The following is a 24040-nucleotide window of genomic DNA, read 5'->3' as shown; positions in this document are numbered from 1 at the left end:
TTGAAGAGTGGAACTTAAAAGCACAAATACTATCACCGTATACTTAACGTTTTTGCTACTCTACTTTAGAGATAAAACTGTTAATTAAAAAAGCCCCCTATTGGGGGCCGATTAAGTTGTTTGCGTGGAATAAACAACTAATAATTAATACTTACAGTAGATACAGTAATCCGAACAAAATAATCCAAATTACGTCAACGAAGTGCCAGTAGATTTCGGCTGCTTCAATACCGAAGTGCTTTTCGTTACTGTAGTGACCCGGTTGGCGCGATCGCCACAACACGGCAACAATTGCTAAAACGCCGATGGTAACGTGCAATCCGTGGAAACCAGTCAAAACGTAAAATGCACTGGCAAATAAATTGGTAGTTAAACCAAATTCTAAATGGGTATATTCATATACTTGACCCACCAAGAAGGTAGCGCCCATCAAAGCAGTAATTGCTAACCAGATTCGCGCACCCCGCGTATCGTTCTTTTTGATCGCAGTGTCAGCATTGTGCATGATAAAACTGCTAGAAATTAGATTGACGGTATTGACTCCAGGTAACAATAGCTCTAATTCTGGAGTCCCTGCTGGCGGCCACACAGGTAAGGTAGCACGGAAAGCTAAGTAAGCTCCGAACAGTCCCATAAAAATCATCCCTTCAGCAATCAGGAAGACATATAGACCAAACAGGCGATGGTCTGGATGTTCTTCGTGATGACTAACAGATGCTTCCGCCGCGTGGTGATGATTGAGTTCGGTTATAGCTGGGTCAATAGTTTGACTTTGCATGAATTTTGATAAGTGGGGAATTGGGCATTGGGCATTGGGCATTGGGCATTGGGCATTGGGAAGAGAATTAATTAACCAGTCCCCAGTCCCCAGTCCCAGTTTATTTGCGATCTTCGGGATTGGCAGCAACGGCTGGGTCGGGTTCTGCTCTTAATACTGAGTTTGGCCCGCCAGATAAAATTGGATTGGGATCGTATAAAGGTACATCTTCGTTAGCCCTTTCCAAACCGTAGTCGTAAGGGCCTGTAGCCAGTACTGGGGTTTGATCAAAATTCTCGATCGCAGGTGGTGAGGTTGTCATCCACTCTAGGGTCAATGCTCTCCAGGGATTATTACCAGCTTTCTCGCCGTACAACCAACTCCAAATGGCATTGATAATGAAGGGAAATGTCGAAATTGCTAGTATGTAAGAACCATAAGTGCAGATTTCGTTCAATGTGGTGAATTTGGGGTCATATTGGGCGATCCGGCGATTCATGCCCATTAAACCTAGCTTGTGCATGGGTAAGAAGGTCATGTTTAAACCGATAATAGTCAAGGAAAAATGAACCTTACCCCAAAATTCGTTTACCATTCGTCCCGTCATTTTTGGGAACCAGTGATAAATGGCTGCAAAAATCCCTAAGACACTACCACCAAATAGCACATAGTGCAAGTGGGCTACCACAAAATAGGTGTCGTGGACGTGAATATCAAAAGGCACTGCTGCCAACATTACGCCACTGATGCCACCGATTACAAAGGTGCCGACAAAGCCGATGGCGAACAACATCGCACTGTTAAGCTGGATTTTGCCACCCCACATTGTTCCTAACCAGCTAAATATTTTAATGCCTGTGGGTACGGCAATGATCATGGTGGTGATCATAAAGAACATCCTTAACCAGCCGGGGACACCACTGGTAAACATGTGGTGTGCCCAAACGATTAGCCCCAAAAAGCTGATTGCTAGAGATGAATAAGCGATCGCTTTATAGCCAAAAATCGGCTTGCGGGAATGGATGGGGATAATTTCTGAAATTGCTCCAAAGAAGGGCAAAATCATGATGTAAACCGCAGGGTGGGAGTAAAACCAGAACATGTGCTGGTATACTACAGGGTCGCCACCGCCAGTTGGGTTAAAAAATGTTGTCCCGGCAATTAAGTCAAAGGCAAGCAGAATCAAACCTGCTGCTAAAACTGGGGTTGACACCAAAACCAGTGATGAAGTAGCAAACATCGCCCAGCAGAACAAGGGCATTTTGTGGATGTCCATGCTGGGGATACGCATCTTGATCAATGTCACCAGGAAATTTATCGACCCCAAAATTGAGGACGTACCTAGCAGCAGGACACTCATAATCCAAATGCCTTCACCCACTTGTCCTGTTACCAAACTCAGGGGAGGGTAGGAAGTCCAACCGGCATCTGGTGCATCACCTACTACTAAACTGGCGATGAGCAACACACCCGCAGGGGGAATCATCCAAAAGGCGACAGCATTTAACCGAGGAAATGCCATATCTTTTGCCCCAATCATCAGGGGAATTAGATAGTTAGCAAATCCGGCTCCGGCTGGCACGATCCAAAGGAAAATCATGATCGTGGCGTGCAGCGTAAACAGACTGTTGTAGACTTCCGGGGTAACAAAATCTACCTCTGGGGTTCGCAATTCTGTGCGAACCAAGTCAGCCATTACGCCGCCAATGCAGTAGAAAATAAAGGAAGTGACGAGGTATTGAATCCCAATCACCTTATGGTCGGTTTGAAAGCCAAAGAAGTCTTGCCATTTTCTAACCCCTGGTTCCTCAAGAAGGGCGGGGATATTGGCAGTTTCTTGCAACTGAGCTTGTGTCATAAGAGTGCTGAGTGCAAAATGCTGAGTACTGAGTGACTAATGGTGAACTTGATGGAGGATTTCTGGTTTAATTCCCATGTCCTTGGTGTAAGGAGCAAGAAAATCGTTTGCGGATAAATCCGCAGGGTTAACAGCGATCGCTTGATTGAGTGTTTCTTTGCTGGCAACTAACTGTTCTTGCAACCATTTATCAAAGGCTTCTTCTGACTCAACAACTACCGGCGCTCTCATTGCACCGTGGTAGGGGCCACAAAGTTCAGCACAGATCAGGACATAATCTCCTGCTATTTTGGGGGTGAAGCGAAACTCGCTTTGCCTACCGGGGATCGCATCTTGTTTCATGCGGAACTCTGGTACCCAAAAAGCGTGGATTACATCGTTGGCTGTCATGTTGATTTCCACTTCCCGCCCGATGGGGACGTGCATTTCACCTGTAGTTATACCAGTTTCAGGATAGGTGAAAATCCAGGCATATTGTAGACCTGTGACGTTGACCTGTAATTGTGCTGGTTTCCCTGCTTTATCAGGACTTGCCCCTATTGTCGGAGCAACACTACCGACACCTGGGGCATTCCGCAGTTGGGGAATTTGGTCAGCATTACGAACTTCTGCCGTAGCGGGATCTTGCATTGCCTCATCAGATTTTTCTTGATTGAGGTTAGGTTCAGTGTTGGGAGGAGCATCACTTAAGGTAGCAGCCATAGCACTTCCATGCCCTGGCATTGCCATCGACTCCTGATTCATCGCTGCTGCTGCATGGATTGAATGGGGATCAAAGCCACCCATTTCGTTGTAAACATCAAAGCTATAAACAGAAATGCCGAGAACGATAATTGCTGGGATCGCAGTCCAGAGGATTTCTAGAGGTACATTGCCCTCAACTGGTGGGCCGTCTTCATTGTCGCCTGCACGCCGCCGATATTTAAATGCAGAGTAAATTAAAATACCTTCGACTAACAGGAATATACCTGTAGAAACGATCATCATCGTGTTGAATAGACCATCGACCAAGACGGCTTCATCAGTGGCTGCTGCTGGCAACAGACCGTGATTTTGACCGTACCAAAGGCTGGCTAGGGTTAGCACGATGCCAATGAGTAATGTCCAGATTGAACTTGGAATCTTCACGGCTTACTTAATTGAATTTACTACGTTATGTCAAAGCTGCCTACTTACTAAGGTAGTCTAGGCTGGAAGGTATAGAGTCGAAAGGTCTGAAATTTTTATCACTGATTTAAGGGATTTAAGGATTTCACGGCATGAAGGATTTTTTGGTTAATGAAAGGGTTGAAGACCCTAAGCATTAGACGTAGGACTAGTTTTAGTCGGGGTTGAAATTCCTCTCGGAACGCGAGGAGCGTGCTGTAGGCAAACTGTTTTATCATTGATTTTAATAAGTTTTTTAACTATCTTACTAATTTTGGGTACAAAGTGACTAAGAGATGCTGCTAAAAATAGATATGAATCAGTGGAAAAATTTAAGGAAAAATTTAGAATGTTTAAATTAATTGTGACTAATCAATTTCTCACATCTTGAAAAATACCTAAAGCTTCAGGCAAAACCTTTCTGGAGTGATTCAAAGTATAAGTGAGTGCTAATCTATAAACCTTTAGCCTATACGCTAGGGTGAAGATGGGACGCTAAAAGAAAATTGAAAATTTTAAGAGAGCCACCAAGAGCGGGCAGAAGGTATCATTCATGAGCGAATTTGTCCTACAACAACAAAATGAAGCGGCAATTGAGCAGCAAAAGCCCAAGGAAATGATTCGGCGCTTGGTGTGGAAAATATGCATAGCCACCTTAATTTTGATGGCAATAGGCAGTGCCACCCGCGTGATGAATGCTGGACTTGCTTGCCCAGACTGGCCCTTATGCTATGGCGAACTGGTGCCAGCCAAGCAAATGAATTTCCAGGTGTTTTTGGAGTGGTTTCACAGATTGGATGCAGCTTTAATTGGTGTAAGCGCGATCGCACTCTTCGGCTTATCCTGGTGGCATCGTCGTTTCTTACCCAAATGGCTACCTTGGGCATCTACATTCGCCCTATTTTTAATCGTCTTCCAAGGCATCTTAGGAGGACTTACCGTCACCGAACTGTTGCGGTTTGATATCGTTACCGCCCATTTAGGTACGGCGCTGTTATTTTTTAGCACCCTCCTAATTATCGGCACGGCACTCACACCCTATCAGGGGAATGGAACCGTTGGTAAGTTGCCTTGGGTAGCTTTAACTGCTGCTGTTCTGGTTTACCTGCAAAGTCTGTTAGGTGCTTTGGTAGGTTCTCGCTGGGCACTACACCAATGCCTCGGCGATTCTCAACTTTGTACTGTGATGTACAGCCATATTGCTGGTTTGGTGCCGCCAACAGTGACAACCTTGGCAATGGTATTTATCTGTTGGCGTACACCAGCGCTACATCCAGCCTTACGGCGACTAGCAAATATAGCTGGTGGTTTATTGACCTTACAAATCTTGTTGGGATTCGCCACTTTCAAATTACATCTCCAAGTCGAGCCTCTCACCGTCTCTCACCAAGCGATAGGAGCAGCTTTACTGGGCACTTTGGTGGTTTTCACAGTTCTTGCAATGCGTGACTCAGTTAGTGCTGAGTAGGGAATGGGGCATTGGGCATTGGGCATTGGGCATTGGGCATGGGGCATTGGGCATGGGGCATTGGGCATGGGGCATTGGGCATTGGGCATTGATACTTCTCCCTCATCTCCCTAATCTCCCCACTCCCCACTCCCTACTCCCCACTCCCTACTCCCTACTCCCTACTCAATGATGAAGGACGCAACGGCGAGTATTGCGACCCACGCAGGTGGAGAAGACAATTTGTGTTTATGTTTGTCTGAAAGAGCCAGCTTGATCAGGGGCTGTATATAAGTTGTTGAAAAATAAGGAATCAGAGCCAAAATGATTGAGACTAATGTCTCTCGCCACCACGAAACATTTCTCCAGGTAGTTCAAAGTTATTACCAGCTAACAAAGCCTCGGATTATTCCGTTGCTTTTGATTACTACGGCTGGGAGTATGTGGATTGCTGCTAAGGGAGAAGTAGACCCATTGCTGTTGCTAGTAACTCTCACTGGTGGCACTTTGGCTGCTGCAAGCGCCCAGACAATTAACTGTATTTACGATCGCGATATTGATTATGACATGGAGCGGACGCGCCATCGTCCCATACCTTCTGGGAAGGTGCAGCCACGGGATGCTCTAATTTTTGCGATCGCACTAGCGACGATTTCCTTTACACTCCTAGCAGTATTTGCCAACCTGTTAGCCGCACTGCTAGCTTTCTCTGGCATCGTCTTTTATATTCTGGTCTATACCCACTGGCTAAAACGCCACACCACCCAGAATATCGTTGTTGGTGGGGCGGCTGGGGCAATTCCGGCTTTAGTGGGTTGGGCTGCTGTCACAGGGACTTTAAGCTGGTCAGCATGGTTAATTTTTGGCATCGTCTTTTTGTGGACACCACCCCATTTCTGGGCACTAGCTCTGATGATTCGGGATGATTACGCAAAGGTCGGGATACCAATGCTACCTGTAATTGAAGGTGATGTAGCAACAGTACGGCAGATTTGGTACTATACACTGCTGACCGTAGTTGCAACCGTGCTGTTGTTTTGTCCTTTGGGTGCGAGTGGAATTCTTTATGCTGCGATCGCCCTAATTCTGGGAGGATTATTTATCCACAAATCTTGGCGGTTATTGCAAAATCCAGAGGATCGCGCTGTAGCTAAAGAGTTGTTTCTCTTTTCCATCTCCTACATGATGCTGTTGTGTCTGGGGATGGTAGTTGATAGTCTTCCTGTTACCCATAATCTAATTAGTGCGGTGATGAATCATCTGCATTTTATTGGTTAGTGGATGCAAAATTTAGCGATCGCGTTGGTAAAAGGGCGCGATCGCATTTTTGGTAGTTAAAAAATATACATAATAATTAGAGTTTGGCGGATTTGCGATTAAAAGTGAAATTTCAGTTATAACCAAATTTATTAAAAATAGGACTTACGCACGAGTTACGGAATGACGAACCGCAGAGGCGCAGAGGACACGGAGAAATGAGAGTTTGAAAAATATTTTGTATAAGTCCTAAAAAAGCTGAATGAAGTCGGTTGTAAAAAATCTAAATGTTGACAAATTACATTCGTACAGCAATACACAAAGCAACTTATGAGTTGCTTGAGGATGGAACTTTCTATGGCGAAATTCTAGAATGTCAAGGTGTGTGGGCAAACGCTGCGACACTAGAGGCTTGCCGGGAGGATTTGCAAAATGCTCTTGAAGGATGGATTATTTTAGGATTGCGTTTAGGTCATACTCTACCGATACTTGATAGTATTGACCTGAATTTCACCAAAGAGGTTGCCTCGCACCAGGGGCTAACTCAATTGATTCCGGCTGGAAATACAATTGAATTGCTTCTTTGATATTTTCCAAGGCTTCTTCTTCAGTTTCTCCTGCTGAAGTACAGCCAGGTAACTCTGGACACCATATAGCCCAATCGCCTGTTTTTATATCTGGTTCAAGAATCACGCGCCATTTCATAGCTAATCCTCTGGGATGTAAACTACTAAATTTTACTTAATATTACATTTTTCGAGTTGCGAAATTAGACAAGAAAATCTAGAAGTCCAATTATCAAACCCCTGACATAACATAAAAATTCCACTTGGTAGATGTCCTTTAGGTGCTGATAAAGTGAAGTCAAGACCACTATAGTTTTTCCAAGAACTGTTCATACACCATCCCACCCTATTACCAAAATCACACCAGATTTGATAGCTATTAGAAGATTTTCCCCCAATGCTATCCCAAATTAACCTCTGCACAGTGAATCCAAATTTTCCATAGCTGTAACCAACCCAGAGGTTGTTTGTTGTGTGTATTAGCTGATGGTGGAATCTGGTAATATATCCTAAGTCAAACCACTTATCTATTTCTCGACCATATACTTTGAGAAAGATAGCCATAGTTTCTTCATCCGCATCTCTCCATCTTTGTTCTTTTAATAAGTTCTCCAGTTTTTTGTAATCTACCTGCGTGAGCATACGATAATTTTGTTGGGTAGATGTATTAGTTTTTATATATTTTTCATATCTGGATGTAGAGGATGGATAAATTATAGGATTAAAATTTTTTATTACCTCATCAACAGATTGATAGCGTTCCTTCACATAATCCTGAATTAACTTATCTAAAACTTGCCCACATTCAGGAGTAATACTTCTACCTTGTGGTAAGTATTTTCTCCATATCCAGCAACCCATGAGCGCATCATAAAGTTCATCAGAACCATCTGCATTTGGTAAACATTGCGTTAACAGCCGAATACAAGTTACGCCCAAACTATAAAGGTCACTTGCAGGGAAAACTTGACCATGCATTTGCTCTAATGGCGTATATCCAGGCGTTCCTACTGTTGTGCCAACACCTACAAAAGTTTTTGTAATTTGTTTAGAAACACCAAAATCAATTAATATTAACTTGCCATCCAGACGGCGCATGATATTTTCTGGCTTGATGTCTCGATGAATCACACCGCGTTCATGGATAAATTTCAGGATAGGTAATAAATCAGCCAAAAGCTGTTTTATCTTTTCTTCACTAAAGGCTCCTTGCTGTTGCAATTCTTGTAATAAATTCTGTCCCTGAATCAACTCTTGCACCAGATACAGCCGCTTATCCTGTTCAAAGTAAGCAATCAGACGAGGAATTTGCGGGTGTTCTCCCAAGTCATACAGCCGCTTCGCCTCTTGCTTAAATAACTCCGTTGCTTTCTCAAGTGCATTCGTTCCTTGAACTTGTGGGACAAATTGCTTAATTACGCAAGGTTCATCTATCTTATCTACATCCCTGGCTTCATAAGTTCTGCTAAATCCACCCTCACCCAAAAGTCGTATTACTCGGAAACGGTTTCTGAATAATGTTGTAAGTGTTTGTCCACACTTAATGCAAAACTTATTGTCATCAAAGTTAAAGGGATTTGAGCAGTTGGAGTTAGAACAGTAGAGCATATTTGGGAATATATCAGCAGATAGTGTCTATGTTCAGTTTTCCCATTTTCTGCTGACTTGGTTTCACGACTCTCTATTTTTGAGTAGATTTACTTCTACTGGCATCTACAATCTCAAGTCAACTTTTGCTAGCTTAGTGATATAGGATTTATCGCTCCCCAGTAAGCGGCTGGAAGCAAAAGGATTAATATGGCTCATTTAAATCAGCGTCGCTCCCAAAATGTCAACGGCGATTTTTATGTAGATACTACCTGTATTGATTGTGATACCTGTCGCTGGATGGCTCCTGAAGTATTTTATGATGTTGATGACCAATCGGCTGTTTATCATCAACCAACCAATGAGGCGGAAAGATTAGCCGCGCTGCAAGCACTTTTAGCTTGTCCTACCAGTTCTATTGGCACAGTTGAAAAGCCAAAAGATATTAAAGCTGTTCAACAAAGTTTTCCGATATTAGTAACTGAAAATATTTACCACTGCGGCTATCATTCTGAGAAATCTTACGGTGCTGCTAGCTATTTAATTCAACTTCCAGAAGGTAACATTTTAGTGGATTCTCCCCGCTTTACGCCGCCTTTAGTCAAGGGTTTAGAAAAACTGGGGCCAATTCGTTATATGTATCTAACTCATAAAGATGATGTAGCAGATCATCAAAAATTTGCCGAGCATTTTCAGTGCGATCGCATCCTCCACATTGATGATATTACTGCGGATACTCGCAATGTAGAAATACAGCTAACTGGTTCTGAACCATTTACCTTGACTCCAGATTTCTTAATTATCCCAGTTCCCGGTCACACTAAAGGACACACAGTTTTACTTTATAAAAATCAGTTCCTCTTCACTGGGGATCATCTGGCTTGGTCAGAAAGCTTCCACCAACTAGCTGGATTCCACAATGCCTGCTGGTATTCTTGGTCAGAGCAGACTAAATCAATGCGTAACTTGGCTAATTACTCTTTTGAGTGGGTGCTGCCAGGTCATGGACGAAGATTTCATGCTGATAGGGAAACCATGCACCAGCAGATGCACAAGTGTATTGAGTTAATGGAATCTTTGGATTGACATTAGATAACTGACTTTTCCACGCGATATGGAAAAACCTAACCCCCTTCCCGACGCATGTATACACAAGTAGAATTACCCCCCTTAATCCCCCCTTATAAAGGGGGGAAACCGGAAAATCCAGTTCCCTCCCCTTTATAAGGGGAGGGTTAGGGTGGGGTAAAATCGATATTTATCAACTACTTCAGACTTGTGTATACACGAGAGGACACGGGAAAGGGGAAAATTCCAAGTCTCTCTCTTTTTAGGCTACGGTGTACACACAAGTATAAACAGTATAGGTTTCAAGTCTTCTAGTAGTTTCGTAGGGTGCGTTATGGACACGCCGAAATAACAAATGGGTATGCCGCAATAACAAATTTAGGGAAGGGGTTGGGGGTTAAATCTGTACTGCACTCAACTGAGAACCGCTATATATTGATTGCATACAAACCAGCGATCGCTATAACCTGGGCTTTAGCACCCTTTTACCCAGACAACGATCCCGCTTTTGTCTATCGAGCCGATGCACTATAAAGGGTAAAGTAGCAATTATTTCTGGTGGTGGTAGTACATGAACCAATGCACGCTGGCTTCGTAGGCAAAGGAATGCTTGATGCCGCTTGTCCTGGTGAGGTTTCTGAGTGGCTCTGAGAACTTAACCGCAAATTGCCTCACCAAAGACTTGTATGTACACTGTAACCTTACTAAGGAGAGGGAAGCCGGACGCAAAGATTTTATATTTAATTTGATCCACTTAGTTATTGCTGCCCTAGCTATTTTTAAGCCAGCTGCAAATTCCGACTCTCAGGTGCTTTTACAAAAAATCTTATGATTCAAACCAGTGGTGTAATTATTTGTCTTGGCTACATTTTTGGGTTGCTGTTTACAGCAGTTCCTTGGGGTGGTGTATGGATTTTGGTTTTGGCGATAGTGGGAGCAATTGTTTTTACAAGACGTACCAGCCCACGGCAACTCGATCACAAAGCAGAAAATGCTGGAAGCAAAAATAAGGCTGTATCTAACACTTGGCAAACTAATTCCCATCCTCGAATATGGCTAGCTGCTGGTTTGGTGGGATTATTGGCAACTCTATATTTTCAATGGCGAGTGCCGCAACCAGGTGAAAAAGATATTAGTCAGTTCGTCCCACCTGGAAATAGCAATAATCAAGAACAACTTGTGATTGTTCGTGGGGAAGTGGCGAGTAATCCCCGATTAACTCGCAGTCAGCGAGGACAATTTTGGCTGGAAGCGACTCAGATAGATGAAGTTAAAAATGAAAAAGGTTCAGTAGGTGTGCCAAAAGGGGTAACGGGCAAATTGTATGTGACAGTGCCTATACTTCAGGCTACTGGGTTATACCCTAGTCAACAAATTGCTGTGACTGGAGTTTTGTACAAACCAAAGGCAGCTTCCAATCCTGGTGGTTTCGATTTTCAGAAGTTTCTCAAGCAGGAAGGAGCATTTGCTGGTTTGATTGGGCGACAAATAAATGTTTTGGATCAGGATCGTAAATGGGGATGGTGGCAAATTCGGGAGCGAATTGTGCGATCGCAAGTTCGGTGGTTGGGTATTCCTGAAGGGCCTCTTGTGAGTGCAATGGTTTTAGGTAGCAAAGCTGTTGATTTACCCTACGATATCCGCGATTTGTTTGTGCAAGCAGGATTAGCTCATGCTTTGGCAGCTTCCGGGTTCCAAACCTCTTTGATTTTGAGTGTGATCTTACAGTTAACGAGGCGGGCAAAGAAGGGAACACAATTTACCCTTGGATTTTTAGCTTTAATTATTTTTCTGAGTTTAACAGGTTTTCAACCTGCGGTTCTGAGAGCCGTAATTATGGGTTTTGCGGCATTAGTTGGGCTGCTATTAAAAAGGAAGGTAAAACAGTTTGGATCGTTACTATTAGCAGCAACTCTATTATTAGTATTTAATCCTCTATGGATTTGGGATTTAGGCTTTCAATTGAGTTTTTTAGCAACACTGGGATTAATTGTAACAGTACCTGCGCTAGTCAACCGTCTAGCATGGCTACCACCTGCGATCGCTTCTTTGATTGCTGTTCCCCTCGCTGCGACTCTTTGGACTTTACCTGTACAACTTTTTGTGTTTGGAGTTGTACCATCTTATAGTCTGTTGCTGAATGTGGTTAGTACCCCATTAATTTCGATTATTAGCATCGGTGGAATCATTAGTGCCTTAGCGGGTTTAATTTGGACTCCCGCAGGGAGTTTCTTGGCTGCGGTGTTACATTACCCGACAGACTGGCTAATTAAATTAGTGGAATTTTTTAGCAAGTTGCCAGGAAATTCTGTTGCTGTCGGGAGTATATCGAGTTGGCAGCTTTTAGTGATTTACGCACTGATTATACTGGTTTGGCTAGTTCCTTGGTGGCAACGTCGGTGGTGGGTTGCTAATGTGATGGCGATCGGTTTAGTATTCATCCCCCTTTGGCATTCTACAAATACATTATTTAGGATAACGGTATTAGAATCTGGTACGGAACCAATTGTAGTTATTCAAGATAGAGGGACTGTAACTCTAATTAATAGTGGGGATGAAGGGACTGGACGTTTCACAATTTTACCGTTTTTACAACAGCAGGGTGTAAATCAAATCAATTGGGCGATCGCAACTGATTTTCAAGGCAATGACAGTAATGCTTGGCTGGAATTAATGCAACGTTTACCAATAAAGAATTTTTATGAATATTCCCCTAATCCAGAAAATTCTATTGCGGCTCAGGCAATTCAACAAGAATTACAAAAATATCAGGGTTCTTATCAACCAATGGTAGTTGGTCAAGCTGTAAAAGCTGGTTCAATAGTGGCACAGTTAATCAACGATCAATTACCTATTTTACAATTGCAAATTTTAGATCAAAATTGGTTATTAGTTGGTAATGTCAAGTCTAAAGAGGTACAACAATTAGTTAAAAATGGGAGTTTGTCTCGTCCACAAGTGCTGTGGTGTGCCCCTCAGTCATTAAAGGATTTGGTTATTGCTCTGCAACCAGAAGTAGCGATCGCTTCTTCTGCTAACTTTGATCCAAAGGTTTTATCTGAATTGAATCAAAGCAAAACAAAACTATTTTTTACTGGACGGGATGGGGCGATTCAATGGACTCCTGATCGTCAGTTTGAGGCGTTTATTGAAGCAGCAGAAAATAAATCATCTGTTTTATAAAAAATTCAAAGCGGGATCAATTTATATGACAATCTACTTTTATAGTACTCGTGAAGAATATGGCTGTTTATCCAACTTTTCGCCCCACGGCTTTGAATTAGATGGATTATATTGGTCAACTAGCGAACATTACTTTCAAGCACAAAAGTTTGTGGGTACACCTCATCTAGAAAAAATCCGTCTAGTTAAAACCCCTAAAGATGCAGCAAAAATGGGGCGTGAAAGAACCCGCCCACTTCGTCAAGATTGGGAACAAGTTAAAGACGACATAATGCGGCAAGCTGTGTTATGTAAATTCCAAACTCATACAGATATTAGGGATATCTTGCTTTCCACAGGCAAAGCAGAAATTGTTGAAAACTCGCCCATCGATTTTTACTGGGGTTGCGGATCTGATGGTAGTGGTAAGAACATGCTAGGAAAAATTTTAATGGAGGTACGAGAGATCCTGCACCATACATACAGTACATCCTCAGCATCAGAATAAAAAGACAAGAAAAGTAATTTCGAGGATGAAAAAAGTGGAGTCTTTGGAGTTTTAGTTTAAATTCAAAGGATCGCAAATAGTGCGTTCGCCCTTGGCGTTGGCAAAGCCATCGCTCTCTTCTACTGCTGTGTTAGTTTTCAAATAATCTTGCACTAAGGCGCAAGCATAAGCTGGTGGATTTAAGTTGAGAATTCGCGGCAAATTCCATAGAATCAGCGTGTTATCATCACCCCCTGAGACAAGCATTGTCCCATCCCGACTGATGGCAATTTCCCTAATTGCTGCGGTATGTCCTGTAAGAGTTGTGATTTCTGTACCATCTAACTTCCAAAGTTTGACGGTAGCATCCACACTTCCAGAAGCAACAATTTTTCCATCGGGACTAAACGCTACTCCCCAAATTGCAGCTGTATGACCTTTAAAAGTTTTCAGCAACTTGCCTTCAACTGTCCATAACTTAACAGTATTGTCGCCGCTTCCAGTAGCTACCATTTTACTGTTAGGGCTGAAGGCTATTCTCCATACTGTCGCGGAATGACCTACAAGGGTTTTGAATAACTTACCATCAAGCGTCCACAATTTAGCAGTACTATCGCCACTGGCTGAACCAACAAGCCGACCGTCTGGACTAAATAGGACGTGCCATACTTCCGCCTGATGTCCTTTGAGAATTTGGGGTGTAGAGCGATCGCGCTTCCATATTTGAGCAATTTTATCAACATTTGCCATTGCGATCGCTTGTCCATCGGGACTCAACACTGCTGCTAAGAGTTTACCGAGAGGATCTTTGTAAGTAGCGACTAAAGTGCCGTCTCGCTTCTTGAGTTTTACCTTATCATCGTAAGTGCGAAGCGCAATTAATTTGCCGTCTTCACTGAATGAAACCTCAAAGATTGCGCCCCCAGATTCAGTAAAAGTTTTGAGCAATTTACCTTGGCGACTCCAAATTTTAGCAGTGTTTTCGTGGCTAGCTGTAGCGATCGCTGAACTGTCAGAGGTAATAGCTACTGACCAAATCCCAGCTTTATGGGCAACTATCGGCTTCTGGAATGGGTTTTGACTTTGCCAGAGTCTAACAACGTTTTCTGCACCTGCTGAAGCAATAAAGCTCCCGTCTGGACTAAAAGTCACTCCCCAAACGGATGCAGTGTGTCCTTTGAGTGTTCTCAATTCTGTACCATCAATGTTCCAGAGTTTAATTGTTTTGTCGAGACTAGCAGAAGCAATAGTCTGACCATCGGGACTAAAAGCAACTCCCGAAATCCCAGCGCTATGACCTTTAAGAGTTTTATCAAGGTGGTAGCTTTCGCCTGTGCTGTTTCGCTGCCAAAGTTTGACAGTTGCATCTTCACTCGCTGAAGCAATGGTCTGACCGTCAGGGCTGAAAGCTACTCCTACAACCCAACCTGTATGACCTTGGAGAGGTTGTAAAGGCTTGGCGTTTTGCCAACCCGAACCATCACGTTTCCAGAGTTTTACTGTCTTGTCGAGACTTGCCGCCGCAACTATTTGACCATCAGGACTAAAGGTGATTCCCCAAAATCCTACTGTGTAATCTTGAAACGTTTTCAGTAAGGTTCCGTCTCGCTTCCAGAGTTTCACAGTTCTGTCGAAACTGGCAGAGGCAAGAAACTGACCATCGGGACTAAAGGCTACTCCCCAGACTGAAGCAGTATGACCTTTGAAAGTGTTTAGCAAAGTGCCGTTTCGCTTCCAGATTTTAATAGTGCCATCTTCGCTAGCCGAGGCGAGTATCTGACCGTCAGAGCTAAAATCGATTGCCCTAACTGCTGCCTGATGACCTTTGAGAGTTGCAACTTTTGTACCATCACGTCGCCAAAGCTTGATCGTTTTATCTATACTTGCTGAGGCAATCAGAGAACTGTCTGGACTGACATCTACTGCTAAAACAGCTGCTGTATGACCCGAAAAACGATTGTACTCGTCTGCTCCATAAACTGCTTGCCGTAATACGTTGTCTACCTGACGCTGAATATTTGTGTTTGGTTTACCTAATTTTTTCAACCGATGTTTGGCTTTAATTGCTTCGATGAGTGCATCCAATCTCCGATTTGAGGTAAATAATCCTTCAGAAGAGGATACAAGCGCTCGAATTTCGCTGCTTCTGGCTTGACTTGCGCTTTTAAGAGCTTTACGGTACAAAATAAAACTTCCTATTCCCAGAGAGGAAGAAACGAGCAACCCAATACACACTGCAATTAGCAAAAATCTTTGCAGTTTAGCAGTTTTTTTCTCTTGGGCTAGTCGTGCTTCTACTTCTTTGGCGCGGGCTGCCTCTAATGCGGTTTGCACTTCGCGCTGTTCGCATTCAAGACTTGCAGTTAAAAATTGATAATCCAAATCGCTCAAACTTTTGCTCTGTGCCCAGTTTTGAGTGTCTTTTAGAGCCTGTCCTCGCAAAAGACGTGATTCATCTTGAAAGGAAGAAGCTACCCAAGAATTAAATGTTTGGGAGTAGGGGCGAAGATTGTCTAAGTACTTGCTCACCCATTCTGCATTAAAAACATTCTGATAGATAAGATTTTTAATTTTGAGATAGCCGTTGTGTTTCTCAACTAAACCAGATAACAACAGTTCTGTCTGTTCTTGACTATCATCGGTTGGGACAAGAAGATCAAAAGATGAAGCATCAAGTGTATCTTTTATCTGTGCCTTAGTCTCTACCTGCAACACTCGTTGGTAAAGCCCTAGTAATCTTCCGGCTCGGTGTTCGTTAAAAAGTAGGCGATCGCGAATTGTGCGGAGGTGTTCGGGATCGTCCTTGGCTTCCCAATGTTGAATAATCTGCGATCGCACAAATTGTTCTATCCAAGATGCTTCTGTTCCTGGTGGTAAATCAATTTTTCTATTAGATGTCTCTAAAGCTCTGTGGACAATTAACTGACAGAGTTTTTGGGTAAGAAATGGTTGTCCCCCACTCCAGTAAAGAATCTCTTTAAGTATTGCTTCCGGTTGGGTGATAACTTCCTCTAATCCCTTTAACAATGGCGTGGCTTCATGGAGTTGAAAGCCATGTAAATCTATTGCTGTACCAATATTAAAAGGTGTGCGACGTTTGTCAGAAATTAGGTCAGATGGACTGGCTACCCCAAATAGTGTAAATCCTAACCGTTGAAAATTCGGATCGTGTGCCTGCTGGTTATAACAATGACGAATCCAAGCAAAAAAGTCACTGGCAGGAAAACTTAAACTTAACAAGCTATCAATCTCATCAACGAAGATGAAAATACGTTCGGCTTTGGTGTTTGGCAGCAACACTTCTTCTATAAACTGGTGTAGTTTTTGCACCGAAGAAAGACCCGCTTGCATCTCCCACCATTGCTTAAATTTGACTGTTTCCACCAGATTTAAGGCATAAAATAAGCTGATAATAACGCCTTTGTACCATTGCTCTGGTGTAGTATCTTCGCTACCCAATGTAGTCACATCTAAGTAAACACAGCTATAGCCTTCCTCTCTGAGACGATAACTTGTGCGCTGTAATAGCGATGACTTGCCCATCTGTCGAGAATTGAAGACGTAACAAAAATCGCCAGCCTTCAGGCTTGTATAAAGTTTTTCATCTGCGTGACGAATAACATACGTGGGATCGTCACTGCGAAGACTACCCCCTACCTGGTATCTCATATTGAAGTAAGATTATCAAACAAAGAGATTAACACAACGAATAGTAATTGAATTTAGGACTAGTCCTTTCAAGGTGACTCGTAATATCTCTTCTTTTTCTCAGCGTTCTCTGTGCCTCTGCGGTTTAAAAGTAATTTATTTAACCGCAGAGGCAATAGAGTTGCCAGTGCGCCCTTGCGCTTCCCCGACTTGTAGCAACTGGCGCGACACAGACAGAAGAGGTTAAAAAAGAATTTATGGACTAAAATTTCCATCCACCTTGAAAGGGCTAGTCCTAGAATTGTAGAATTCTGCGAAACTATAGTTGTTTGGCAAAATTAGGGCGGTGGAGTTCGCAAAGCGGTTAAGATGCGATCGCTATTTTCTACTCAGTATTTTAGATTGCAAGGTGTAGCAGCAAAGATGATTCGACATCCAGCTTAAGGGCTGTGATATTATGGGAGACTGCTACATACATTTAGAAAAACTAGAATTGAATCAATCATGGCCCTGACGCAACTGCGGAAACAAGAAATAATTTCCAGCTACCAAGTTCACGAAACCGACACGGGATCGTCCGATGTCCAAGTTGCCATGTTAACTGAGCGCATTAACCGCCTCAGCGAACATCTCCAGGCAAATAAAAAAGACCATTCTTCTCGCCGGGGACTGTTGAAGCTAATTGGTCAGCGTAAGCGCCTTCTAGCTTACATATCGCAAGAAAGCCGCGAAAAATATCAAGCTTTGATCGCTCGTCTCGGTATTCGTGGATAGGGACTAAAGCTTATGTCTGCTGAAGAATCTGAACGCAGTCGTCTGCCCTTTGAACCAAACAAAAAGCGCCAAAAACCCGCAAAAACTCAAAGTAAACCAGCAGCACAGCCACAAGAATCTGGCAAACAGGCTGATAAAAAACAGACTTACACCAAACAAGAGATGGCTATTCCCCAAGTAGTCAGCCAGAGGATGATCCGGCGGGTAGCTGTGTTCTGTGGCGTACCAACAGCTTTAGGTATTAGCGCCCTGGTTGTAAGCTATTTGCTTGCTATCTACTCCGACATCCAACTACCTCCCATCGCCGTGTTATTGGTGAACATGGGATTATTTGGTTTAGGGGTCTTAGGGATAACTTATGGCGTTCTTTCTGCCTCTTGGGATGAAGAAAGAGTCGGAAGTTTGCTCGGTTTGAGTGAGTTAAACACCAATTGGGGACGAATGGTGGAAGTTTGGCGCGAAACTCGGCAAAAAAACTCATAATTAATGGCGCTCAGGTATTTGGTAACTGCGGTATTGGGTAAATTAAGAAGTGAATGTTGAAGTTAAAACTTTATAACTTCAACATTGCTAATTAAAATCATATAATCTTTTTATACCTACATCCAGCTACCCAGTAGTAAAACTACTGACTGAGCGCTATAATTTTGTCTATTTATTTTGTAAATAAATTTTATTTTTAAGTACTCGTAATTAAGGCAATAGGTAACAATAAGGTTAGCCAATTTAAAAAAAATTACTCAATTAATCAGGAAATTTTACATGATTATAGTAATGAAAAGTGGTTCCCCAGAGGCGGAAATAAACCGCATTGATGAGGAACTAACTAGCTGGGGGCTAACTCCAGAAAAAATTGTTGGTCAACACAAAGTAGTTATTGGTCTTGTTGGTGAAACTGCTAGCTTAGATCCACTACAAATTCAGGAACTTAGTCCTTGGATTGAGCAGGTATTACGGGTAGAGCAGCCATACAAACGAGCCAGCCGCCAATACCGTCACGGTGAAGCGTCGGAAGTAGTAGTTAATACTCCCAATGGAGATGTGATATTTGGTGAACACCAGCCTTTGGTAGTAGTTGCTGGCCCCTGTTCCGTAGAAAATGAAGAAATGATTGTGGAGACAGCACAGCGCGTTAAAACGGCTGGAGCTAAGTTTTTACGTGGCGGGGCATACAAACCAAGGACTTCACCTTACGCTTTTCAAGGACACGGCGAGAGTGCTTTGGATTTATTAGCGATCGCGCGAGAAGTTAGTGGACTAGGTATTATCACAGAAGTGATGGATGCAGCCGACCTAGATAAGATTGTCGCAGTTGCTGACGTGATTCAGGTTGGGGCAAGAAATATGCAGAATTTCTCCTTGCTCAAAAAAGTCGGGGCGCAGCCGAAACCAGTTCTCTTAAAGCGGGGAATGGCAGCTACTATTGAAGATTGGTTGATGGCAGCCGAGTATATTTTGGCATCTGGTAATCCCAATGTGATTTTGTGTGAAAGAGGAATACGCACCTTTGACCGTCAGTATACGCGAAATACGCTGGATTTATCGGTAGTGCCAGTGTTGCGAAAGCTGACTCACCTGCCAATTATGATTGATCCCAGCCACGGCGTAGGCTGGTCTGAGTTTGTGCCATCAATGGCAATGGCTGCGATCGCAGCTGGTACAGATTCTCTAATGATAGAAGTTCACCCCAACCCAGCCAAAGCTTTATCTGACGGGCCTCAATCTGTGACACCAGAGCGTTTTGATAAATTGATGCAAGAATTAGCAATAATTGGTAAGGCAGTAGGACGCTGGCCGCAACCAGCAGTAGCTCTAGCTTAAAATTAAGCTTAACTTCTTGCTAGCTATTTATTAATCAATATGAAATAAATCCCCTTGAGAAATATTTTCGAGGGGATTTTTAAACACTAACCAAATCTATGAAAAAAGAACTATGCAATCAATATTGATAGGCAAGATTTTTTGCATTTGTAAGCTCAAAATATTTTAATTTGCATCCTCCAAAAAATAAATCTCTTGTGGGGTGGGCATCTTGCCCGCCCTAGCTATGCAAATTAAATGCACGACAGCTTAGGTCTTTTATCTTCTATATACATAGCGAGCAGGTATCCATCGGCGACCACGATTTGTTTGCACCCAACGTCCAGGAACCAATATTCTTCTCGCTTGAACAGGGGTGTAAACCCTAACTGGCGATGGTTTTCTAATGATTCTAACTGGAACTGGTCGTCTGATCTGAGCATCAGCCTGGGAAGGAACAAAGGTAAAAGCAATTGGTAAAATCAGTGCTGCACTAGCAAGCATTCTTTTAATACTCATTCGCAAACTTTCCTTCTATAAAGTAGACATCAAACGGATTAATATTTCACAAAAAAAACATTAATCTCTTTCACAAATAAATGATATGGCTGAAAAGATCGATCCACTAGTGAAAAAGGTAATTAACCGTACCGTGACTAATGTCATGGATCAAAAACATAAAAATAACCCTGTTTTTGAAGAAAACTTCTGATGTTTTTGGCAATGCCCAGCTTATCTTTGCCACCTAAAAAAAGGGACGGGCAAAATACCCATCCCAAAAAATTCACTTTGACTCAATAGAAAGACTTTTATTGTACTGGTTGGGTGGGGAAAGCAGCAGGTTGTACGCCTACGTTAAGATTTTGTCCATTGCGACGTAATTCTAAGCGCAAATCACCCCCGACTTGGCTATTTTCTACTACTTTTTGGACACTGCTTGGATCTGTGACTGATTGCCCACCGAGTTTTTGGATAACATCACCAGCACGTATCCCGGCTTTAGCTGCGGGCGAATTTGGCATAACTTTCAGAACTAAGACACCTTTATCTTCATTCACACTCAAACCGCTATTGGGATCTGAGTTGATATTTTGTTTTAGCTGAGGCGTTAACCCTATCATTTGAATTCCCAGGTAAGGATGTTCTACTTTGCCTGTAGCTATTATTTGACTAGAAATGCGTTGTGCTGTGTTGATGGGAATAGCAAAACCTAATCCTTGTGCCCCTTGAATAATGGCTGTATTCATGGCAATCACTTCGCCACGATAATTTAGCAATGGCCCGCCGGAGTTACCGGGATTAATGGCTGCATCAGTTTGAATATACTCTACTCGCTTATCGGCAGCGCCAATTAGACTGCTACTGCGTCCGGTAGCACTGATGATTCCGGTAGTTACTGTATTATCTAATCCAAGGGGGTTGCCGATCGCGATCGCCCATTCTCCTGCTTGCAGTTTATCTGAGTTACCTATGGCTACTAACGGTAGATTATCTGCCTGAATTTTAATAACAGCAACATCAGTCAACTCGTCTTTTCCTAAAACCTTTCCTTTAAAACTACGTCCATCTTTAAGTGTAACTGTCACCGTATCAGCACCATCAACTACGTGAGCGTTGGTGAGAATACGACCATCAGCACTAATAATAAAACCTGAACCAGTACCCCGTTCTACCCGATTCTGTTGTTGTGGTATTTGAGAGCCAAAGAAGCGTTGAAAAAATGGATCGTTAAATTCATTTGGTATCTGGGCTTTTACGGTTCGGGAAGAATCAATTCGTACTACAGCCGGGCCAACCTTTTGCACCACCTGGGTGACAAAATTAGGATCTGTGCCAGCTGCTAATGGAGGGGCGGCACTTACTCGACTTACTGCCAAATTCGATGCACTTTCAGACACTTGCTGAGAATGTCCAGCCATGTAACCACCTGCTAATGTCATACCTGATCCCAGCAGCACTAGCGATAGAGAGGCGGCAGCCTTTTTCCAGGGTGCTTGATTATGATATTTGGTGTCAGCAGTGTTGGATAAAATGCTATTTGATGGGTGTTCTCCATCACGAGGTTGGTTTTGCATTGCTGTCTGGAAAGATATTTAGATGTATTACTAATGTAGATATGATTTGTGACAGTTTTGTTGCGGGGGTATTGCGTTTTTGTGAAAGGTTTGGTATTTAACTAAACGTTATTGGAATATACTCATTCGTAGAGGCACACAGTTGTCATGCGTGTAAACTTAGAGAAGAACCTCACCCCCAACCCCCTCCCCGCACGCGAGGAGAGGGGGCTGTGACGTAGCTGATGTGATTAGGAAACGCTATATTCGCCAATATAACGTTAACTTGACTGCGTGTTCCCATACCATGCCTGAAGGAATAAAAATGCCACAGGGGAAAATCTTATTGAAACCTAGCACTTTATGGACAAGTGTTAAAGAACGAACTGAATATGCTTTGCAATGTGGGGCGCTACTGTCTATACCGACAGAATTTGAATTTGTTGAACAGGATGGCGTGCGCTTTTTGGTGCGGATTTTGTCTAACCTGAATCGCAAAAAAGCAGCTAAGGAGAAACAAGAAAAACAATCTGTTATTTCTGGTGAAGAGTTTAACCCTTTTTTGCCTTATGAAGAAGATTTATTTGTGGCGGATATCTCCGATACTCATGTATGTATCTTCAATAAATACAATGTTGTCGATTATCACCTGCTAATCGTTACCCGTGCCTTCGAGGAACAGGAAAGTTTGCTAACTCTGGAAGATTTTGCAGCTATGTGGGCGTGTTTGGCTGATTTCGATGGTTTAGCATTTTACAACAGTGGCAAAAATGCAGGTGCTAGCCAGCGACACAAACACTTGCAATTAGTACCACTACCACTTGCATCTTCAGGGTTACAGATACCGATTGAACCTCTACTTACAGCAACACAATTTCAAGACTCGAACGCAACTTTAACAAAGCTTCCTTTTGTACACGCGATCGCGCCACTAAATCCTGATTGGATGCGATCGCCATTTACAGCAGCCCAAGCAACCCTAGAAGTTTATCACAGTTTGCTAGGGGCTGTAGGTTTGGATGCAAGGCAATTGGGTGCTTACAATATGCTAGCGACACGAGAATGGATGTTAATCGTACCGCGAAGGCAGGAGCATTTCCAATCTATCTCTGTGAATTCATTAGGATTCGCTGGTGCTTTGCTGGTGCGAAACGCAGCAGAAATGGAGATTCTCAAAGCCCAAGGGCCGATGACCATCCTCACAAATGTTGCGTATATCCAGAAAGAAGGTAGCTGTAATGCTTGATGTATTAGGATTTAGAAAAAGATTATACGGAAAGTTTTCGTATAATAAATAGTTAGCTGGCTACCGTATCAAATCTATAGGTGTAAAAAGATGCCTTTACCACCACCAAATTCGGGCGTGTTTTGGAAGAGTTATGAGATTGGTACACCAACATTTCAGCTTACACCAGTTGAAAAACCTGATATGTCTCCATTCTTGGTACACATGACAGGTAAAAATCAAATTCTTCATATACTTAAAGGCGAAAATGCATCCGAAGAGTTAGGCAAAGGACAGGGTTTCCTTCGAGCTGCTGTTCCCGAACATTCGGCGAGTACTTACACTGCGAAAGTTGTTTGCTTTACGGAGTCACCAACTTTTGCACTTGATTTTTTTCGTTATCGCAGCTTTCCACGATGGAAGACTGATCAAAGATTTGGTCTTGGATTTGATAAGACAAACCTAGTCAGTAGAGAGGTCAGACCTGCTATATATGCAGGAAGCGATCTAACCAAGCAGATTATCTATTTATATAACCATATTCAGGAGAACCAAATAAGTGAAGATGGAAATCTGAACGATCGCTTAACCGATTTGCTTGAGAGTACTTATCGTCTTTTATTTCCTCTATTAGAGGATGAACCTCGGCAAGGATATATGTGGGAACGCGAATGGAGAGCAACGAATGAAAGCGGCTTTATCTTCAGCCATGAAGATATAAGAATAATATGTTGTCCTCAAGAAGAAGAAGGAAGTATTCGAGATATTCTTGGCACTGCTGCAAATGGTATTCAGTTTATTCGTGCATGGCGAGAATATGATGATGTTACAAGATTTCTGAAACGTCAACAGCAAACCTGGAGAGAATGTGATGAGAGGTTGAGCCAAGTTGAGATGGAAGATCAGAAGATTCAACAAATTCGTGAACTTATTGAGCAATATCAAATTGCGAAAAACAGTTTGATGTCTTACCAAGAGTTTATTACACGGTTTGATAGTGATAAAGAAAAAATTGAAAGAGAGTTACACGAAATAACTCAAAAAATTGACGGTTTGCAAACACAACTGACCGAGTTAGAAAAGAATGAAGATGCAAAGAAAAAGGAAAAAGGTTCTTCCTAATTCTTCTGTTTCAGCATCTGGAACACTAATCCCGCCAGCTAACAAGTCTGGTACAGTGGATTGACCGAAGCCGCTTGGGTGG

General features: G+C 42.8%; 19 protein-coding genes and 2 pseudogenes. 12 read left to right on the top strand and 9 right to left on the bottom strand.

The features are described 5' to 3' along the window. Positions 1–151: 151 nt before the first annotated feature. The 3 genes from V7K98_RS08845 to V7K98_RS08835 form a co-directional block, all read right to left on the bottom strand. Complete coding sequence (locus V7K98_RS08845; RefSeq protein ID WP_335021089.1) at positions 152–778, bottom strand: cytochrome c oxidase subunit 3; 627 nt, start codon at positions 776–778, stop codon at positions 152–154. 100 nt (positions 779–878) lie between these two features. Then, positions 879–2615 (bottom strand): cytochrome c oxidase subunit I, encoded by a 1737-nt coding sequence (ctaD, locus tag V7K98_RS08840; protein WP_335020815.1) that lies wholly within the window; start codon positions 2613–2615, stop codon positions 879–881. 36 nt (positions 2616–2651) lie between these two features. Then, a complete protein-coding gene (locus tag V7K98_RS08835) occupies positions 2652–3743 on the bottom strand; it encodes a cytochrome c oxidase subunit II (protein ID WP_335020813.1) in 1092 nt (363 codons plus the stop codon). A 571-nt stretch (positions 3744–4314) separates the two neighbouring features. Between V7K98_RS08835 and V7K98_RS08830 the strand changes: the two genes are divergently transcribed. Next, the gene (locus tag V7K98_RS08830) at positions 4315–5229 is read left to right on the top strand and encodes a COX15/CtaA family protein (RefSeq protein ID WP_335020811.1); all 915 of its coding nucleotides are present in this window, start codon (positions 4315–4317) and stop codon (positions 5227–5229) included. Here V7K98_RS08830 and V7K98_RS08825 read toward each other — a convergent pair. Next, positions 5216–5359: a histidine kinase gene (locus V7K98_RS08825; protein ID WP_335020809.1), complete on the bottom strand. Its 144-nt coding sequence runs from the start codon at positions 5357–5359 to the stop codon at positions 5216–5218. The genes V7K98_RS08830 and V7K98_RS08825 overlap by 14 nt on opposite strands. Before the next feature lie 173 nt (positions 5360–5532). Here V7K98_RS08825 and V7K98_RS08820 point away from each other — a divergent pair, with 173 nt between their 5' ends. Then, a complete protein-coding gene (locus V7K98_RS08820) occupies positions 5533–6486 on the top strand; it encodes a heme o synthase (protein ID WP_335020807.1) in 954 nt (317 codons plus the stop codon). 266 nt (positions 6487–6752) lie between these two features. Continuing rightward, positions 6753–6992, top strand: a pseudogene (locus tag V7K98_RS08815) (type II toxin-antitoxin system HicB family antitoxin); the annotation flags it as partial. Here the strand turns inward: V7K98_RS08815 and V7K98_RS08810 are convergent. Both V7K98_RS08810 and V7K98_RS08805 read right to left on the bottom strand, forming a co-directional pair. After that, positions 6976–7170 carry a type II toxin-antitoxin system HicB family antitoxin gene (locus V7K98_RS08810; protein ID WP_335020805.1) on the bottom strand — a complete coding sequence of 65 codons (195 nt, stop codon included), beginning with the start codon at positions 7168–7170 and terminating at the stop codon, positions 6976–6978. The pseudogene V7K98_RS08815 and the gene V7K98_RS08810 sit on opposite strands and share 17 nt — an antisense overlap. Positions 7171–7202: 32 nt before the next feature. Continuing rightward, positions 7203–8639, bottom strand: a complete 1437-nt coding sequence (locus V7K98_RS08805; protein WP_335020803.1) for a serine/threonine-protein kinase — start codon at positions 8637–8639, stop codon at positions 7203–7205. A gap of 189 nt (positions 8640–8828) precedes the next feature. On the opposite strand from V7K98_RS08805, the gene V7K98_RS08800 reads away from it, so the two are divergent. The 4 genes and pseudogenes from V7K98_RS08800 (at position 8829) to V7K98_RS08785 (ending at position 13356) form a co-directional block, all read left to right on the top strand. Then, positions 8829–9704 carry an MBL fold metallo-hydrolase gene (locus V7K98_RS08800; RefSeq protein WP_335020801.1) on the top strand — a complete coding sequence of 292 codons (876 nt, stop codon included), beginning with the start codon at positions 8829–8831 and terminating at the stop codon, positions 9702–9704. 480 nt (positions 9705–10184) lie between these two features. Next, a pseudogene (locus V7K98_RS08795) lies at positions 10185–10322 on the top strand (dihydroxyacetone kinase subunit DhaK); the annotation flags it as partial. Between the two features lie 192 nt (positions 10323–10514). Further along, positions 10515–12869, top strand: a complete 2355-nt coding sequence (locus V7K98_RS08790; RefSeq protein WP_335020799.1) for a ComEC/Rec2 family competence protein — start codon at positions 10515–10517, stop codon at positions 12867–12869. A 25-nt stretch (positions 12870–12894) separates the two neighbouring features. Next, complete coding sequence (locus tag V7K98_RS08785) at positions 12895–13356, top strand: NADAR family protein (protein ID WP_335020797.1); 462 nt, start codon at positions 12895–12897, stop codon at positions 13354–13356. Between the two features lie 51 nt (positions 13357–13407). Here V7K98_RS08785 and V7K98_RS08780 read toward each other — a convergent pair whose 3' ends face one another. Then, a complete protein-coding gene (locus V7K98_RS08780) occupies positions 13408–17004 on the bottom strand; it encodes an AAA-like domain-containing protein (RefSeq protein ID WP_335020795.1) in 3597 nt (1198 codons plus the stop codon). Between the two features lie 483 nt (positions 17005–17487). On the opposite strand from V7K98_RS08780, the gene rpsO reads away from it, so the two are divergent. From rpsO to aroF, 3 genes are all read left to right on the top strand, one after another. Further along, entirely contained in the window at positions 17488–17757 is a 270-nt protein-coding gene (rpsO, locus tag V7K98_RS08775) for a 30S ribosomal protein S15 (protein WP_334892134.1), read from the top strand. 12 nt (positions 17758–17769) lie between these two features. After that, positions 17770–18240, top strand: a complete 471-nt coding sequence (locus V7K98_RS08770; protein WP_335020793.1) for a PAM68 family protein — start codon at positions 17770–17772, stop codon at positions 18238–18240. A gap of 279 nt (positions 18241–18519) precedes the next feature. After that, entirely contained in the window at positions 18520–19578 is a 1059-nt protein-coding gene (gene aroF / locus V7K98_RS08765) for a 3-deoxy-7-phosphoheptulonate synthase (protein WP_335020791.1), read from the top strand. Between the two features lie 258 nt (positions 19579–19836). Here the strand turns inward: aroF and V7K98_RS08760 are convergent, their stop codons facing one another. Together V7K98_RS08760 and V7K98_RS08755 are read right to left on the bottom strand one after the other, a co-directional pair. Next, complete coding sequence (locus V7K98_RS08760; RefSeq protein ID WP_335020789.1) at positions 19837–20076, bottom strand: hypothetical protein; 240 nt, start codon at positions 20074–20076, stop codon at positions 19837–19839. Between the two features lie 290 nt (positions 20077–20366). After that, positions 20367–21632, bottom strand: coding sequence for an HhoA/HhoB/HtrA family serine endopeptidase (locus V7K98_RS08755; RefSeq protein ID WP_335020787.1), 1266 nt, complete (start codon positions 21630–21632; stop codon positions 20367–20369). A gap of 304 nt (positions 21633–21936) precedes the next feature. Between V7K98_RS08755 and V7K98_RS08750 the strand changes: the two genes are divergently transcribed. Together V7K98_RS08750 and V7K98_RS08745 are read left to right on the top strand one after the other, a co-directional pair. Further along, the gene (locus V7K98_RS08750; RefSeq protein ID WP_335020785.1) at positions 21937–22857 is read left to right on the top strand and encodes an ATP adenylyltransferase family protein; all 921 of its coding nucleotides are present in this window, start codon (positions 21937–21939) and stop codon (positions 22855–22857) included. Between the two features lie 90 nt (positions 22858–22947). Continuing rightward, positions 22948–23958, top strand: coding sequence for a hypothetical protein (locus V7K98_RS08745; RefSeq protein WP_335020783.1), 1011 nt, complete (start codon positions 22948–22950; stop codon positions 23956–23958). Positions 23959–24040: the final 82 nt, after the last annotated feature.

Source organism: Nostoc sp., from assembly GCF_036917435.1.
Lineage (GTDB): Bacteria > Cyanobacteriota > Cyanobacteriia > Cyanobacteriales > Nostocaceae > Nostoc.
The sequence above is the reverse complement of the archived record's forward strand: the minus strand, read 5'-3'. Positions and strand labels throughout refer to the sequence as shown.